Genomic DNA, 16,622 nt, shown 5'->3' on the forward strand with positions numbered 1-16,622 from the left:
TCTGGTGGATTGTGGGGGTGGCGGACCGCTGGTCAGCGCACCCGGTCGGTGATGCTCTTCGGTCCGCGGCCCATGCCGAGGAGTCCCGCACGGGCGAGCTCCTTGATGCCGTAGGGCTCGAGGACGCGGAGGATCGCCTGGATCTTGCCGGGGTCTCCGGTCACCTCGACGATGAGCGAGTCGTTCGCGACGTCGACGACCTGTGCGCGGAACAGGTTCACTGCCTCGAGCACGGCCGACCGTGTCTGGTTGTCGACACGGACCTTCACGAGCATGTGCTCGCGCTGGACGGACTGCGAGAAGTCCAGTTCGACGATCTTGATGACGTTGACGAGCTTGTTGAGCTGCTTCGTCACCTGCTCGAGCGGGAGGTCCTCGACGTCGACGACGACGGTGATCCGGCTGAGGCCGTCGACCTCGGTGTTGCCGACGGCGAGCGACTCGATGTTGAACCCGCGACGGGCGAACAGGCCGGCGACGCGGGTCAGCAGACCGGGCTTGTCCTCGACGAGGAGGGACAGGACGTGGCTCATGCGGTTTCCCCGTCATGTCGGCGTCCTCGTCGTCCCAGGTGGGTGCGAGGGCCTGGGCGTACTCGATGGACGAGTTGCTGACTCCCTGCGGGACCATCGGCCAGACCATCGAGTCACGGCTCACGACGAAGTCGATCACCACGGGGCGGTCGTTCGTCTCGAGTGCGAGCTGGATGGCGGCGTCGACCTCGTCGGCCTTCTCGACGCGGATGCCGAGGGCACCGTACGCATCCGCCAGCTTCACGAAGTCGGGCACGCGGCGCGAGTCGTGGCCGGTCTCGAGGTCGGTGAACGAGTGGCGGCCGTCGTAGAACAGCGTCTGCCACTGCCGCACCATGCCGAGCGACGAGTTGTTGATGATCGCGACCTTGATCGGGATGTCGTTGATGACGCAGGTCGCGAGTTCCTGGTTCGTCATCTGGAAGCAGCCGTCGCCGTCGATCGCCCAGACCACGCGGTCCGGCTGGGCGACCTTCGCGCCCATCGCCGCGGGGACGGAGTAGCCCATCGTGCCCGCGCCGCCGGAGTTCAGCCAGGCGTTCGGACGCTCGTACTTGATGAACTGCGCCGACCACATCTGGTGCTGCCCGACACCGAGGCGTAGACGGCCTCGGGACCGGAGAGCTCACCGATGCGCTTGATGATCGCCTGCGGGGCGAGCAGGCCGTCGGTCGGCTCGGCGTACCCGAGCGGGAAGTCGACCTTGAGCTGGCGGAGCTTCGTCCACCAGTCGGCCGTCGAGGCGCGGTCGTCGACGGCGATGCCGCCCCACGCGTCGAGCAGGTCGACCAGGACCTCGCGGGCGTCGCCCACGATCGGGACGTCGGCGAAGCGGATCTTCGAGATCTCGGCCGGGTCGATGTCGACGTGCACGACCTTGGCGTTCGGCGCGAACTCGTCGGCCTTGCCCGTCACGCGGTCGTCGAAGCGGGCACCGAGCGCGATGATCAGGTCACTGTCCTGCAGACCGAGCACCGCTGGGACGGTGCCGTGCATGCCGGGCATGCCGAGGTGCTGCGGGTGCGAGTCCGGGAAGGCACCGCGTGCCATCAGCGTCGTCGCGACGGGCGCACCCGTCGCCTCGGCGAAGCGGAGCAGCTCGGCGGTCGCGCGGGAGCGGATCACGCCGCCGCCGACGTAGAGCACCGGACGCTCGGCCTCGGACAGGAGCTGCGCGGCCGCGGTGATCTGCTTGCCGTGCGCCTTGGTGACCGGTCGGTAGCCGGGCAGGTCGATCTTGGGCGGCCAGACGTAGGGCGCCGACTTCTGCTGGGCGTCCTTCGTGATGTCGACCAGCACGGGGCCGGGCCGACCGGTCGTCGCGATGAGGTGCGCCGCGGCCAGGGTCGCCGGCACGTCGGCCGGGTCCGTGACCAGGAACGAGTGCTTCGTGATCGGCATCGTGATGCCGACGATGTCGGCTTCCTGGAACGCGTCGGTCCCCATCAGGGTCGAGAACACCTGGCCGGTGATCGCGATGAAGGGCACCGAGTCCATGTAGGCGTCGGCGATGGCCGTGACGAGGTTCGTCGCACCGGGGCCGGACGTCGCGATGGCGACGCCGACCTTGCCGGACGCCGAGGCGTAGCCCTCGGCGGCGTGGCCGGCGCCCTGCTCGTGGCGGACGAGGATGTGACGGATCGTCTTCGACGCCATGAGCTCGTCGTAGAACGGGATGATGGCACCGCCCGGCAGGCCGAAGACGTCGGTGATCCCGAGGTGCTCGAGCGTCCGGAGGACGGCTCCCGAGCCGGTCAGGATCTCCGGCGACCGGCGTGCACCGGCGGCCGCGGACAGCGGAGTTGCTTCCGTGGGCATGAGGTGGTCCTTGCCTGGAGAGGTGGCGGTGGTGCGTGTGTCGAACGCTGGCCCGTGACCGCGCCCTGGGCGGCGGACTTCACGAGCTTGGCGTACTTCGCGAGGACTCCGCGGGTGTAGCGCGGGGGCAGCGGGGCCCAGCCGTCACGGCGGGCCTCCAGCTCGGTCGGATCGACCAGTAGGTCGAGCGAGCGAGCCGCGATGTCGACACGGATGCGGTCGCCATCGCGCACGAAGGCAACTGGACCTGCGTCCACTGCCTCGGGTGCGATGTGGCCGATGCACAGGCCGGTTGTGCCGCCTGAGAATCGTCCGTCGGTCAAGAGTAGTACATCCTTGCCGAGGCCCGCGCCCTTGATGGCTGCGGTGATGGCGAGCATCTCGCGCATGCCCGGGCCGCCCTTGGGGCCCTCGTAGCGGATGACGACGACGTCGCCCTTCTGGATCTTCCCCTCGGTGAGGGCGTCCATCGCGGCGCGCTCGCGGTCGAACACCCGCGCGGGGCCCTCGAACACCTCGGCGTCGAAGCCCGCGGTCTTCACCACGGCGCCCTCGGGGGCGAAGGTGCCCTGCAGGACGGTCAGGCCGCCGGTCTCGTGGATCGGGTTGTCGAGCGTGCGGAAGACCTCGCCGTCGAGCGCCGGCGGGTCGATCTCGGCCAGGTTCTCGGCGACGGTCTTGCCCGTGACGGTGAGGCAGTCACCGTGCAGCAGGCCGGCGTCGAGCAGCGCCTTCATGATCACCGGGATGCCGCCGTTGCGGTCGACGTCGACCATGACGTACTTGCCGAAGGGCTTCATGTCGGCCAGGTGCGGGACCTTCGAACCGATGCGGTTGAAGTCGTCCAGCGACAGCTCGACCTCGGCCTCGTAGGCGATGGCGAGCAGGTGCAGGATGACGTTGGTGGAGCCGCCGAGGGCCATCGCCACGGCGATCGCGTTCTCGAAGGCTTCCTTCGTCAGGATCTGGCGGGCGGTGATCCCGTGCTCGAGCATGTTCACCACGGCCTCGCCGGAGCGGTGCGCGTAGTAGTCACGGCGGCGGTCGGCGCTCGGCGGGGCGGCGGAGCCCGGCAGCGACATGCCGAGGGCCTCGGCCACGCTCGCCATGGTGTTGGCCGTGTACATGCCACCGCAGGCACCCTCGCCCGGGACGATGGCGCACTCGATCTTCTTCAGCTCTTCCTCGGACATGGTGCCGGCCTTGCAGGCGCCGACGCCCTCGAAGGAGTCGATGATCGTGACTTCCTTCATCGTGCCGTCGGCCTGCTTCACGTAGCCCGGCATGACCGAGCCCGCGTACAGGAACACGCTCGCCAGGTCGAGGCGCGCGGCGGCCATGAGCATGCCCGGCAGGGACTTGTCGCAGCCGGCGAGCAGGACGGTGCCGTCGAGGCGCTCGGCGTTGACGACGGTCTCGACGCTGTCGGCGATGACCTCGCGCGAGACGAGCGAGAAGTGCATGCCCTCGTGGCCCATCGAGATGCCGTCCGAGACGGAGATGGTGCCGAACTGCAGCGGGTAGCCGCCACCGGAGTGGACGCCTTCCTTGGCGCCCTGTGCGAGGCGGTCGAGCGAGAGGTTGCAGGGCGTGATCTCGTTCCACGAGGACGCGATGCCGATCTGCGGCTTGCTCCAGTCCTCGTCTCCCATACCGACGGCCCGCAGCATGCCACGCGAGGTGGTTGCTTCGATCCCGTCGGTGACGACCCGGCTGCGCGGCTTGACGTCGATATCAGGCATGGAGCGAGTCTAGGACGCTTTGGGATACCAGTTGGACAACAACATGCGTTCGCATGTTCTGGAGTCCGACCGGGAGGCCCGGATCACCCTGGTCAGCGCGTCGCACGGATCCTGGCGAGCTGCTTCAGGACACCCGTCAGGGCCGCCGGGTCCGCGATGCGGTACCCGGCACGGGTCTCCCCGGGCCCACCTTCACGCCGACGTCGGCGTCGCCGAGCACACGGAAGCCGTCCTCGTCGGTGACGTCGTCACCGGCGAAGAACACCGCGTCGGCACCGTGGAGCTCGCGCAGCCGGGCGATCGCGTCGCCCTTCGTGACGTGCCGGACGGCGAACTCGACGATGTCCTTGCCACCGCGCTCGAGCACGTCGGCGTCGGCCTCGTGCGCCGCACGGCTCGCGTCGGCGTTCGCCTGCGCGGCGACCTCGGCGCTCACGCGACGGGTGTGCACGCCGTGGCCGGCCGGCTTGTGCTCGATGACGACGCCGGGGTACCGCGCGCCGACCTCGTCGAGCGCCGCACCGATCCGTGCGACCCGGGCGACCTCGTCGTCGGTCAGGGCGGCCTCGTCGTGGCCGTCCACGCGCCACTCGACACCGTGCGACCCGACCAGCGCCATGTCCTGCGGCGCGTGCGACACGGCCGCGAGGCTGCCGAGCGGACGACCGGAGACGAGCACGACCTCGGTGTCCTTCGCACGGTGCAGGGTCAGGACCGCTGCCCACGAGCCCGGCAGGGCGCCGACCTGCGACGGCTCGTCGGCGAACGGCGCGAGCGTGCCGTCGAAGTCGAGGGCGACGATGAGTCGCGGCGCAGCCGCGAGCGTCTCGAGAGCCGTGTCGATGGCGGTCTGGTCGGTGGTGGTCTCAGTCATCACGTGCCTCCCGGGTGTCCTCGGCAGCCCTGGCGGACTGGGCGTCCTGGTCGAAGATCGACATGTTGTCGGTCTGCGCCTCACGGTGTCGATCCGCCGGGTCGGTGGCGGACGGGTCGAGCTGGGCGTTCCGCGGCGCGTGCCGGTCGAGCGCCTCGAGGAACGAGCGCGACCAGCGCGCCACGTCGTTGTCACGCACGCGCTTGCGGAGCGCACGCATGCGCGTCGAGCGCTCGCGGCGCGGCATCTCGATCGCGCGCTCGATGCTGTCCTTCAGCGCGCCGATGTCGTGCGGGTTGACGATGACGGCCTGCTTCAGTTCGTCGGCGGCACCGGCGAACTCGGACAGGATGAGCACCCCGTCGCTGTCGAAGCGGGCCGCGACGTACTCCTTCGCGACGAGGTTCATGCCGTCGCGCAGCGCGGTGACGAGCATGATGTCGGCGGCCAGGTAGAGCGCCACCATCTCCTCGCGCGGGTAGCCGTGGTGCAGGTACGAGATCGGTTGGTGGCCGATGACCCCGAGGTCGCCGTTGATGCGGCCGACGCTCAGCTCGATCTCGTCGCGGAGCGTGGCGTAGGTGTCGACGCGCTCGCGGCTCGGGCTCGCGACCTGGATGAGGGCGGCGTCCTCGACCTTGATGCGGCCGTCCTCGACGAGCTCGCCGAAGGCCTTGATGCGGTGCCGGATGCCCTTGGTGTAGTCGAGGCGGTCGACCCCGAGCAGCACCGTCTTCGGGTTGCCGAGGCTCTCGCGGATCTCGCGGGCACGCTCCTGCACCTCGGGACGGCGCGCGATGTCCTCGAAGGCCTCGGCGTCGATCGAGATCGGGAAGTGCCGGGCCTCGACGTGGCGGACCGTGATCCCCTTGCGGCTGCGCGGCGCGTCCGGGTCGTCGACGGGGACGTCGATCGTCTGCCCCTTCGTCGTGTAGCCCTTGATGTGACGGACCGCGCGGAGGAAGTCGCTCGCATCGTCGTGGCGCTGGAAGCCGATGACGTCGGCGCCGAGCAGGCCGTCCAGGATCTGCGCGCGCCAGGGCAGCTGGGCGTAGATGCCGACCGGCGGGAACGGGATGTGGTTGAAGAAGCCGATCGTCAGGTCGGGACGCTTGGCCCGGAGCAGTGCCGGTACGAGCTGCAGCTGGTAGTCCTGCACCCAGACGATGCCGTCCTGCTCGGTGATCTCGGCGATCTGGGCCGCGAAGCGCTCGTTGACGCGCTTGTAGGCGTTCCACCAGTCGCGGTGGTAGCTCGGGTGCTCGATGACGTCGTGGTACAGCGGCCAGAGGGTGTCGTTGCTGAAGCCCTCGTAGTACTCCTCGACGTCGTCGTCGGACAACGGGACCGGCACGATGTGGATGCCCTCGTTGTCGAACGGCTCGACCTCGACCTCGGGCTGGCCGACCCAGCCGACCCAGGCCCCGTCGTTCGCGCGCATCACGGGCTCGAGGGCGGTGACGAGGCCACCGGGCGAGTGCCGCCATCCCTCGTTGCCGTCCTGGTCGACGACCCGGTCCACCGGCAGGCGGTTCGAGGCGACGACGAAGGCGTACTTGGTGGAGGAACGAGAAGGCGCAGACACGGTGGGAACCTACCAGCGCCCGGACAGCGGATTCACGGCGGATCGGCGGGTTCCGCTACGCTGCGGGTGCGTGTCGGGGGGACACGGGTGCTGGCGTGCGGCATCGGCCTCCCGGTCGGAGAGGACCCACCAGCCATGAGCGAGAACCCGCCGAACCCGCCCGTCCCGCCCGTCCCGCCGGGGCAGCCCGGCCCGCAGTCGTCGGATGCGTTCGGTCGCCTGCTGCGGTCCGTGTCCAGCCGTGACTGGCTGGCGGCCGTGCTCGCCGCCGTCGGTGGCTGGGTCGCCGCCTACGTGGTCGCCGCGATCTCGCTGCTCCTCACCGTCGCCGTGCTGGCAGCGGGCGGATCCGGATCCGGTTCCGTCGGGTCGGGGTCGACCGGCACCGGGACCGACCTCGGCGCCGGGAGCACCCCCGACGTCCAGTCGCTGCTGTCCGGCGTCAGCGTCCTGCTCGGCACCCCCGCCCAGCTCGTCGCCCTCGCCGACCTCGGCCGCCTGCACCTGTCCGGCTCGATCGGCTTCCTCGGATCAGGGTCGGGCGCGCTCGCGGTCGTCCCGGCGCTCGTGCTCGCCGCGCAGGTCGTGCTGGCCGTCGTGCTCACCCGTCGCATCCGCACCCGCGGCCTCGGGCGCACCCCGATCCTGCTGACCGCCGTCCTGTCCGGGCTGGTGACCACGGTGCTGACCAACGCCGCCGCGGGCATCCTCGCCATCCGGTTCCCCGCCGTCTCCGGCGCCTCCATCGACCCCGTGCACGCGGTCGGCCTCGGCAGCATCCTCGGCGCCTTCGTGATCGGCGCACTCGCCGCGGTGCTCGCACGCCCGTCGGCCCTCCTCGGCCGGAACGTGTTCGCCGGTCGCGTCCTCGGCACGCTGCGCGTCGCGGCGTCGCAGCTCACGGTGCTCGTCGTGCTGGTGACGGTCGTCGTCATCGTCGTCGCCCTGGTCGCACAGCCCTCGTGGGGCGCAGCGCTGCCGGTGCTCGTCGGCAACGTCGCGGTCGGCCTCACCGCCCTCGGGTTCCTCGGCGGCGTCGGGCTGTCCGGCTTCGGCTCGGCGGGCAGCACGGCGTCGGTCTTCGGCGGCGCCGGCGGCTGGACCTGGCTCGTCGTCCTGCTCGTCGTCGTGACCTCGGTCGTCGCGGGCCTCGCACTCGCCGTCCGCCGCAACGACCGGTTCCGCACCACGCTGGACTGGGTCGTGACACCGGTCGTCTGGTTCGCCCTCGGACTCCTGCTCTTCGTGCTCGGCACCGGGCTGGTGTCCTACCAGGCGACGGGCATCAGCGCCGTCAGCGGGACCGGTTCGATCGGGATCGCACCGTGGACGCCGCTCGTGTTCGCGCTGTGGGGCGGCGCGATCGAGGCCGTGGCACGGTACCTCGCGCCCGTGCTGCTCCCCCGCCTCGGCGGTGGCGTGGTGCTGCGGACCTCGCGCCTCGTCGGAGCGGACCCGCGCCCCACGGCCGCACCGACCTTCCCGGCAGCGACTCCGGCGTTCCCGCCGGCCGGCCCGGCGTTCCCGCCGGCAGACCCGGCATTCCCGCCGGCAGACCCTGCGTTCCCGCCGGCCGACCCGGCCTTCCCGTCGGCGGCGCCCGCGGGCGACCCGGCAGCAGCAGCGTGGGCGGCGACGCCCGGCGTCGGCCACCCCGGTCAGCCGGAACAGCCCTTCGTCGGCGGCGGCGTTCCCGCACCCGCTCCGATGTCGCCGCGCGCCAAGAAGGTCCTGGTCCGCTCACTCATCGCCGGTGGCGCCGTGGTCGTCGTCGTCATCGCGGGTGCCGTCACCACCGGGGTGCTCCGGGCCAACGTGTGGGGTCCGGCCCCGACCGTGAAGTCCTACGTCCAGGCCATCGCGAAGGGGGACGCCGACACCGCCGCGCGACTCAGCGAGGTACCGGCCGACGCCGCCATGCTCGACACCGCGGTGTTGAAGAGCGCGAAGGACCGCCCGTCGGACATCCGCGTGGGCCGCGTCTCGACGAGCGGTGACAACGCCGTGGCCACCGTCAGCTACACCCAGGACGGCAAGAACCGCTCCGGCCAGGTCAGCCTCCGCCGCACCGGCACCGCGTTCCTGGTGAAGGACGAGTGGCGCGTCACCGAGCCGCTCGCCCAGACCGTCACCCTGACCGCGTCCGAGGTGCTCGAGGGCGCGCCGGTCACGGTCGGCGGCAAGGAGATCGGCGAGATCAGCGACGGCCGGTTCACCTCGCTCGCCTACCCCGGCACCTACGAGGTCCAGGTCGGCGGGACGAAGTACTTCACCGGCGGCACCGAGCAGGTGTCGGTCGGCGCGACGTCCTCCGGGTACGTCGACTTCACCCCCACTGCCACGAAGGCGCTGCAGCAGGACGCCGAGCGGTACGTGTCCGACCTGATCGACGGCTGCGCGGAGAAGACCGACCTCAGCGCACTGAGCGGGTGCCCCTGGTACGGCCCGTACGACGCCGACGGTGCGGTGCGCTACGACGTCACGACCATGCCGGAGATCGAGGTCGAGGCCTCCGGTTCGGGCACGGTCGTGGTGCAGAGCACGAAGGACGGTGTCGTCGAGTACGACTACACCTCGTACTCCGGGGACGCGGAGCACGGTGAGGACAGCTTCGACGTGAACCAGTACCTCAAGGTCGAGGACGGGAAGCTCGTCTCCGCCTACTGACGCACCACCGCACGCGACGACGCCCGGCCTGGGATCCCCTGGCCGGCCGTCTCACTAGGCTGACGCGCATGGTCAGGACACGGGCGTGGCGGAACGGCGACGCGGCGGAACGGGACTTCCCGGTCGACCGGATCTCGGACCTCGTCGCCGACGCGGACACCTTCGTCTGGGTCGACTACACCGACCCGGTGCACGACGACCTCGTGCAGGTCGAGCAGGAGCTCGGCATCCACGCCCTCGCCGTCGAGGACGCCGTCGAGCAGGGCCAGCGCCCGAAGCTCGACCGGTACCGCGACAGCCTGTTCCTCGTGGTCTACGACGTCGGCGGTCTCGGCGAGGACGGTGAGCTCGTCACCCACGAGGTGAAGGCGTTCGTCACCGAGCACGCCCTCGTCACCATCCACGGGGCCGACGTCGACACCGCCGCGATGGAGCACCGGCTCGACGCGAACGCCGACGTGGCCGAGCACGGTGTGCCGTGGCTCGTCTGGGCGCTGCTCGACGCCGTCGTCGACCACGCCACCGAGACCGTGGAGGACATCGAGCGACGGATCGACGACCTCGAGGACGACCTGTTCGAGCGGGGCAACGCCCGCGAGCAGCAGATCCAACGCCGGTCGTTCCGCCTCCGCAAGGCCCTCGGGGTGCTGCGGCGGCTCGTCGTCCCGACCCGCGACAGCGTCGCGTCGCTGCTGCACGGCGACGCGGAGACGATCTCGGACGGCATCCGGCCGTACTTCCGCGACGTCGAGGACCACCTGGTGTCGATCTCGGACTCCGTCGAGCAGGTGCGCGACGCCGTCTCGAGTGTCCTCGACACGAACCTCAACCTGGCATCGAACCGGCAGAACACCGTGATGAAGAAGGTGACGAGCTGGGCCGCGATCATCGCGATCCCCACCGCCATCACCGGCTTCTTCGGGCAGAACGTGACGTTCCCGGGCGAGGGTGCGTGGAGCGGGCTGTACGTCTCGCTCGCGCTCATCGTCGCGTCGTCGCTCGTGCTCTACCGCGTCTTCAAGGCCCGCGACTGGCTCTGACCGCCGCGGCGGGTCAGAGCGCGAGCACCCCGGCGACCCGCGTCAGATCGCCAGCGCGAGCACCCCGGCGACCACGGTCAGCGGAGCCGCGATGCACCCGAGCAGCATGTACTTGCCCCACGACAGGTGCACGCCCTCGGCCGACAGCCGTGCGCTGCCACAGCAGGGTGGCGAGCGAGGCCCACGGCGTCACCAGGCACCCGGCGTTCACGCCGATGAGGAGCGCCGCGTACCGCACGGCCTCGTGACCGGCGGCGGGCTCGAGCACCAGGTACGCGGGCAGGTTGTCGATCGCGTTCGCCGCCACCGCTCCCCCGGCGCCGAGCAGCAGGAGCGGCCCTGTTCCGGTGCCGTCGCCGAGCGCCCGCACGATCGGGTCGGTGAGCCCGGTGCTGTGCAGGGTCTCGACCACGACGAAGAGACCGGCGGCGAACAGCAGCGTCGACCACGGCACCCGCGACGGCCGGAGCTCGGCGGGCGACCGGAACGCCGCGACGACGACGAGCACGAGGGCACCGGCCACGGCCGCGATCCAGACCGTCACCCCTGCGGTCAGCGCCAGGACGAGCGCGACGAGCACCCCGGACGCCGCCCAGAACGACACCGGGTCGGACGGACGCCGCACCGACACCGGCGTGTAGCGCCCGAAGAGCTTGCCGCGGAACACCACGAGCAGGACGGCGCACGGCACGACGACCCCGGCGACGGCCGGCCAGGCCATCAGCCCGGCGAAGGGCAGCGGGCCGCCGAGGCCCATCCGGTCGACGGCGAGCAGGTTCGTCAGGTTCGACACCGGCAACAGCAGGGACGCGGTGTTCGCGAGCCAGACGGTGGTGAGCGCGAACGGCATCGGCGGCAGCCCGACCCGGCGCGCCAGTGAGATCACGATCGGGGTGAGCAGCACCGCGGTCGTGTCGATCGACAGGAAGACCGTGCAGAGCACGGCGAGGACGACGACCGCGCCCCACAGCCCGATGGTGCGTCCGCCGCCGACACGTGCCGCGACGTCGGCGAGTCGGTCGAACACCCCGGCGTCCGCAGCGAGCTCGGCGACGATCGTCAGCCCGAGGACGAACCCGAGGACGGGCAGGACCCGCTCGGCCAGGACCCCGAGGTCGTCGAGTGGCAGCAGTCCGAGCGCGACGCACACCGCGCCGATGACGAGCAGCACTGCTCCGATGACGGCCTGACGCACGGGCGCTCCTCCACGAGTGCGCCGGGCAGGGTGTCCGGCGGCGCTCCAATGTACTGACCGGTAGCGTTGGCAGCACGACGACAGGAGGCCTCTGTGCGCAAGTTCATGTTCAACGGTGCGGTGTGGAGTTCGCTCATCAGCGGCTACAGCGTGCTCCAGACCACCCGCCAGGGACCCCGCGACTGGCGGCTCGCCCTGACGTGGGTCGCGTGGATCGCGACCACGATCGTGGCGATCGGCACGGTCGTCGAGGACGACCGCGCCGTCAAGGCGCGCCAGCCGTAGGTCGCGATCGCGACCACACGACGGACGGGAGGCCCGTGGCGGATCCGCCACGGGCCTCCCGTCCGTCCCGTGTCGGGTCCGGAGCCCGTCAGCGCTCCGCAGGCGGGATGTCGGACGTCTGGATCGGGCCGGTGAAGAGTGCCGCGCGGTCCTCCTGCCCCGGCGCGAACAGCGCCGAGTCGGCAGCGGTCGACGCCGTGCGCCGCCGCGGTGCGGTCTCGTCGACCATGAGCACGCGCTGGACCGGCAGGGCGTCGGGGTGGGTGCGCTGGATCCACTCGACGAGTTCCTCGCGGATGTAGCAGCGCAGGTCGAACAGCGACGGTGCGTCGTGCGACGTCGCGAGGACCCGCACCCGCACGTACCCTGCACGGCCTCGGTGACCTGCAGCACCTTGACGCGGCGGTCCCACAGCTCGGTGCGGTCGAGGATCCGGTCGAGTTCCTCGCGCATCTCCCCGGCCGGACCCGCCAGTCCAGGTCCATCTCGACGGCACCGAGCAGTTCGCTGTTCGTGCGCGTCCAGTTCTCGAACGGCGTGCTCGTGAAGTACGTCGACGGCAGCACGAAGCGCCGGTCGTCCCACAGGTGCACGACCACGTAGGTCAGGGTGATCTCCTCGATCCTCCCCCACTGCTGCTCGACCACGACGACGTCGTCGACGCGGATCGACCCGGAGAACGCGAGCTGCATGCCCGCGAAGACGTTGCCGAGCGTCGACTGCGCCGCCAGACCCGCGACGACCGAGATGAGTCCGGCGCTCGCGAGCACGCTCGCGCCCGCGGCCTCGACCCCGTCGAAGGTGAGCAGGATCGCGCCGACGGCGATGATGACGAGCACGGCGACGGTCAGCCGCCGGATGATGAGGACCTGCGTGCGGATGCGGCGAGCCTGCCGGTTGTCGGGGACGTCGATGCGGAACCGGTGGAGGCCGAGGTCCTCGAGGAAGATCGCGATCTGGCACGCCAGCCAGCAGCCCACCGCGATCGTGACGATGAGGAACCCGTGCACGACCTCGTCGCGCCACGGGTACGCGTCGGCGTCGCGCGGGACGCTCGAGGTGAACGCGATCCAGAGCAGGACCACGAGCAGGGTGGTGCGGAACGGGTGCTTGGCCCGCCGCGAGAGCACGCCGGCCCACCGTTCCCGTCGCGCGATCGTCCGCAGCACCAGGTGCAGGACGACCGCGGCGACGGCGGTGATGAGGAGGGCGAACCCGATCGCGACCAGGAGTCGGAGGAGGATGTCCATCCCTCCATGCAAGCAACGAAACGACAGGCGTCGTTCAGGGAAACCGGCCCCGAGCGCGACCGAGGCCCGGTGCGCACGACGCGCACCGGGCCTCCTGTCCGATCCTGCTGACTACTTGCTGTCCGACCTGCTGACTACTTGCCGGACGTGAGCGAATCGACGAAGTCCTGGTGCTCGGAAGCCCACTTCTCCGTGATCGCGGGGTACTCGCTGGCCTTCGCGCCGCTGTTCACGAGCGCGTTCTCGAGCGAGTACAGGGTGTCGGAGTCCATCGAGAAGTCCTCCATCCACTTCGACGCCTGCGGGAAGTCCTGCTCGAAGTCCTTCTTGGCGATCGTGTGGATCTCCTCGTTCTTGCCGAGCGCACCCTTCGGGTCCTTCAGGTCCTTGATCGGGAAGGCGTCGTACGCCCAGTGCGGACGCCACAGCGTCACGACGACGTCCTCCTTCTTGCGATCGAGGCCTTGAGGTCGGCGAGCATCGCCGGCGTCGAACTCGTGATGAAGTCCATGCCGTCCAGGCCGTACTGCGGGATGACCTGGTCGGACACGACCTTCGTCTCACCGGCGGCGGGCTCGATGCCGATGATCTTGTTGCCGAAGTCGGACGCGTGCGCCTTGAGCTCATCGATCGAGTCGATGTCCGAGTACTCCGGCACCGCCAGTTCCAGCGACGCCTGCTCGTTCCAGGCGCCGAGGTCCGTCAGGTCCTTGCCGTAGGTGTCCATGTACTCCTTGTGCGTGTTCGGCAGCCAGGTGTCGAACACCACGTCGTAGTCGCCGGACGCGAGGCCGGTGTAGGCGGGTGCGACGTCGGAGTTCGTGAGCTGGACGTCGTAGCCCTTCTGCTCCAACACGTGCTTCCAGAGGTAGCTGGCGGCGGTGTCCTCGTCCCAACCGTTGAAGACGACGACGTGCATCGACTTCTGGTCACCGTTGTCGACGGTGCCGGAGGCCCCGTAGTAGCCGGGCGGCATGCAGGCGGACAGGCCGACGGCGGTGGCGACGGCGAGGACGGCCGCCGCGAGGGTGCGCTTGGTTCGCTTGGTTCGCTTCATGATCTGGTCCTTCCTCACGCGCTGGTCGTCTGCGGCTCGCGCCGGCGGTCGGCCGGGGCTGCTTCGGTGGTGGCGGCGGTCTGGGCGGTCGCCGCGTTCGGCGTCGCGGTCACGGTGGGCTTGCGCTTGCGCTTCCACGGCCGGGAGGCACCACTCGCGTCGCCGCCGAGCGCTGCGGTCAGGCGGTCCAGCAGGATCGCCAGGACCACGACCGACAGACCGGCCTCCGCCCCGAGACCGACGTCGATGCGGTTCAGGGAGGCGACGATCTGCTCGCCGAGGCCGCCGGCGCCGACCATGCCGGCGATGACGACCATCGACAGCGACAGCATGATGACCTGGTTGACGCCGGCCATGATGCTGGCCTTCGCCAACGGCAGCTGGATCTGACGGAGGATGCGCCACGGGCTCGACCCGAAGGCGGCACCGGCCTCGACGACCTCGCTCGGGACCCCGCGGATGCCGAGCTCGGTGAGCCGGACGCCGGGGGCCATCGCGAAGACGATCGTCGCGACGATGCCGGGGACGACGCCGACGCGGAACAGCAGCAGCGCCGGGATCAGGTAGACGAACGCCGGGGTCGTCTGCATGAAGTCCAGGACCGGGCGGATGATCCGGCTCGCGGCGTCGGACCGGGCGGCCCACACCCCGAGCGGGATGCTGAGGACGACGGCCAGGCCGGCGGCGACCACGACGAGCGCGAGCGTGTTCATCGCGTTCGTCCACTGCCCGACGCTGACGATGAACAGCAGACCGATGGCAGCGCCGAGCGCGAGCTTCCAGCCCTTCGCCAGGAACGCGAGCACGACGAGGACCGCGACGACGACCCAGAACGGCGGGGTGGACAGGAAGTACTCCATCCACGCGTCCATCCACGTGAACACGTACCGGACGACGTCGAAGAAGCCGGACAGGTAGGTCGTGATCCAGTCGACGACCGCGGCGACCCAGGTGCCGAGGGGCAGGTGGAAGTCACCGAAGGAGTTGGTACCGGGGGTGATCATGCGTGGTCTCCTTCGGTGGCGGGCTCGCCGGTGTGGGCAGGCGTCTCGCCGGTCGCGGCGAGGGTCGAGTCCATGTCGGAGTCGGAGATGCGGGTGACCGGTTCGAGCACCGGGATCGGCATCGTCGCGGTCGGCACGTTGCCGAGCGCGGCCAGCAGGGTGACACGGGGCACGACGCCGAGCAGGCGCTGCTCGTCGTCGACGACGGCGATCGGCAGGGGCGACTCGACGGCGAGCTCGAACAGGTCGGTCAGCGCCGTGTCGGGGGCGACCCGTGCGTACTCGGTGTTCACGATGGCATCGAGGTTCGTGTCGCCGGCCTTCACCTGGCGCATCACGTGGCGGTCGCGGACCCAGCCCTCGAGCTTCCGGCCACGACCGGTGACGAAGAGCGCGGCCGTCTGCAGGTCGCGCATGGTGCGCAGTGCGCCGCGAGGACCCACGGTCAGCGGGACGGTGGCGCGGGCCGGTTCCATGACGCTCGCGGCGGTGAGCACACGGGCACGGTCGACGTCCTGCACGAACTGGGCGACGTAGTCGTTCGCCGGGTCGGTGAGGATGTCCTCCGGCGACCCGATCTGCACGATCCGGCCGTCGCGCATCACGGCGATGCGGTCCCCCAGGAACATGGCCTCGTTGAGGTCGTGCGTGATGAAGACGATGGTCTTGCCGAGCCGCTGCTGCAGGTCGACGAGCTGCTCCTGCATCTCGCGGCGGATCAGCGGGTCGAGCGCGCTGAACGCCTCGTCCATGAGCAGGACGTCGGTCTCGGCGGCGAGGGCGCGGGCGATGCCGACGCGCTGCTGCATGCCGCCGGACAGCTCGTCGGGCTTCGCGTCGGCCCAGACGTCGAGGCCGACCAGGTCGATGACCTCACGGGCCTTCGCGAGCCGAGTGGCCTTGTCGACACCGTTCACCTCGAGCCCGTACGCCACGTTCTCGAGCACGGTGCGGTGCGGCAGCAGGGCGAAGTGCTGGAACACCATCGACACGCTGGACCGGCGGATGTCGCGGATCCCCTTCGGCGTCGCGCCGGTGACCGTGCGGCCGCCGATCTCGACGCTGCCGGCGGTGGGCTCGAGCAGGCCGTTGAGCATCCGGATGAGGGTCGACTTGCCGGAGCCGGACAGCCCCATGACGACGAAGATCTCGCCGGGTCGGACGTCGAAGGACGCGTCGATGACCGCGGCGGATCCCTGCTCGCGGACCTCGTCGCGGGTGGCACCGGCGGCGAGGCGGCGGACGGCCTCGGCGGGTCGGCGGCCGAACACCTTGTAGACGTCGCGGACGCTGACCGCCGGCGACGTGCTGGTGGGGTCCGGGGACGAGCCGGTGGGGTCCGGCGACGGGGTGTGCCGGCTCTGGGGTGGTGCGATGGACAACTGGGCTCCTCGCGTCGCCACGGCGGACGGAGCGCACGTGCGGCGACGGTGTGGTTGCGAACGGGTCGTCCGGGACGGTGCGCGCGGCCACGTCGAGCCCGCGCAACGGCGCAGGGCGAGCGATCACGCACGCGGGGACCACGCTCGGGGCGGTCCCGGTCCGGCCGACCGTACGGCTGCGGCGCTGCTG

Annotated in this window: 10 protein-coding genes and 2 pseudogenes; 2 read left to right on the forward strand and 10 right to left on the reverse strand. The window is 70.6% G+C overall.

What is annotated here, in order from left to right; translation table 11 throughout:
- Positions 1–32: 32 nt before the first annotated feature.
- From ilvN to otsA, 5 genes and pseudogenes are all read right to left on the reverse strand, one after another.
- Positions 33–533, reverse strand: a complete 501-nt coding sequence (gene ilvN / locus ACZZ0J_RS05065) for an acetolactate synthase small subunit (protein WP_022907763.1) — start codon at positions 531–533, stop codon at positions 33–35.
- A gap of 22 nt (positions 534–555) precedes the next feature.
- Positions 556–2,351: pseudogene (locus tag ACZZ0J_RS05070) on the reverse strand (acetolactate synthase large subunit); the annotation flags it as partial.
- Positions 2,288–4,093, reverse strand: coding sequence for a dihydroxy-acid dehydratase (gene ilvD / locus ACZZ0J_RS05075; RefSeq protein WP_463435207.1), 1,806 nt, complete (start codon positions 4,091–4,093; stop codon positions 2,288–2,290). The pseudogene ACZZ0J_RS05070 and the gene ilvD, both read right to left, overlap by 64 nt.
- 136 nt (positions 4,094–4,229) lie before the next feature.
- Entirely contained in the window at positions 4,230–4,967 is a 738-nt protein-coding gene (gene otsB / locus ACZZ0J_RS05080; protein WP_463435209.1) for a trehalose-phosphatase, read from the reverse strand.
- Positions 4,960–6,552 carry an alpha,alpha-trehalose-phosphate synthase (UDP-forming) gene (gene otsA / locus ACZZ0J_RS05085; protein ID WP_123292265.1) on the reverse strand — a complete coding sequence of 531 codons (1,593 nt, stop codon included), beginning with the start codon at positions 6,550–6,552 and terminating at the stop codon, positions 4,960–4,962. The genes otsB and otsA overlap by 8 nt, the downstream gene beginning before the upstream one ends.
- 135 nt (positions 6,553–6,687) lie before the next feature.
- On the opposite strand from otsA, the gene ACZZ0J_RS05090 reads away from it, so the two are divergent.
- Positions 6,688–9,219, forward strand: coding sequence for a hypothetical protein (locus tag ACZZ0J_RS05090; RefSeq protein WP_463435212.1), 2,532 nt, complete (start codon positions 6,688–6,690; stop codon positions 9,217–9,219).
- Between the two features lie 68 nt (positions 9,220–9,287).
- Positions 9,288–10,259: a magnesium transporter CorA family protein gene (locus ACZZ0J_RS05095; RefSeq protein ID WP_463435214.1), complete on the forward strand. Its 972-nt coding sequence runs from the start codon at positions 9,288–9,290 to the stop codon at positions 10,257–10,259.
- Between the two features lie 13 nt (positions 10,260–10,272).
- Here the strand turns inward: ACZZ0J_RS05095 and ACZZ0J_RS05100 are convergent, their stop codons facing one another.
- The 5 genes and pseudogenes from ACZZ0J_RS05100 to ACZZ0J_RS05120 all read right to left on the reverse strand — a co-directional run bounded on the left by ACZZ0J_RS05100 (position 10,273) and on the right by ACZZ0J_RS05120 (position 16,321).
- Positions 10,273–11,454 (reverse strand): ArsB/NhaD family transporter, encoded by a 1,182-nt coding sequence (locus ACZZ0J_RS05100; protein WP_463435216.1) that lies wholly within the window; start codon positions 11,452–11,454, stop codon positions 10,273–10,275.
- Positions 11,455–11,597: 143 nt separating this feature from the next.
- Positions 11,598–12,989, reverse strand: a complete 1,392-nt coding sequence (locus ACZZ0J_RS05105) for a mechanosensitive ion channel family protein (protein WP_463435218.1) — start codon at positions 12,987–12,989, stop codon at positions 11,598–11,600.
- Between the two features lie 134 nt (positions 12,990–13,123).
- Positions 13,124–14,046, reverse strand: a pseudogene (locus ACZZ0J_RS05110) (glycine betaine ABC transporter substrate-binding protein).
- Between the two features lie 14 nt (positions 14,047–14,060).
- Complete coding sequence (locus ACZZ0J_RS05115) at positions 14,061–15,050, reverse strand: ABC transporter permease (protein WP_131881483.1); 990 nt, start codon at positions 15,048–15,050, stop codon at positions 14,061–14,063.
- Positions 15,047–16,321: a quaternary amine ABC transporter ATP-binding protein gene (locus ACZZ0J_RS05120; protein ID WP_463438142.1), complete on the reverse strand. Its 1,275-nt coding sequence runs from the start codon at positions 16,319–16,321 to the stop codon at positions 15,047–15,049. Before ACZZ0J_RS05120 ends, ACZZ0J_RS05115 begins: the two co-directional genes overlap by 4 nt.
- Between the last annotated feature and the right edge of the window lie 301 nt (positions 16,322–16,622).

The sequence above is a fragment of the Curtobacterium sp. AC272 genome, from assembly GCF_979258155.1.

Excerpts from the sequence above, each read along its gene's own strand:
- ACZZ0J_RS05090 (WP_463435212.1), top strand. The coding sequence starts at position 6,688 with ATGAGCGAGAACCCGCCGAACCCGCCCGTCCCGCCCGTCCCGCCGGGG.
- ACZZ0J_RS05105 (WP_463435218.1), bottom strand. The coding sequence starts at position 12,989 with ATGGACATCCTCCTCCGACTCCTGGTCGCGATCGGGTTCGCCCTCCTC.
- ACZZ0J_RS05095 (WP_463435214.1), top strand. The coding sequence starts at position 9,288 with ATGGTCAGGACACGGGCGTGGCGGAACGGCGACGCGGCGGAACGGGAC.
- ilvD (WP_463435207.1), bottom strand. The coding sequence starts at position 4,093 with ATGCCTGATATCGACGTCAAGCCGCGCAGCCGGGTCGTCACCGACGGG.
- otsB (WP_463435209.1), bottom strand. The coding sequence starts at position 4,967 with ATGACTGAGACCACCACCGACCAGACCGCCATCGACACGGCTCTCGAG.
- ilvN (WP_022907763.1), bottom strand. The coding sequence starts at position 533 with ATGAGCCACGTCCTGTCCCTCCTCGTCGAGGACAAGCCCGGTCTGCTG.
- ACZZ0J_RS05115 (WP_131881483.1), bottom strand. The coding sequence starts at position 15,050 with ATGATCACCCCCGGTACCAACTCCTTCGGTGACTTCCACCTGCCCCTC.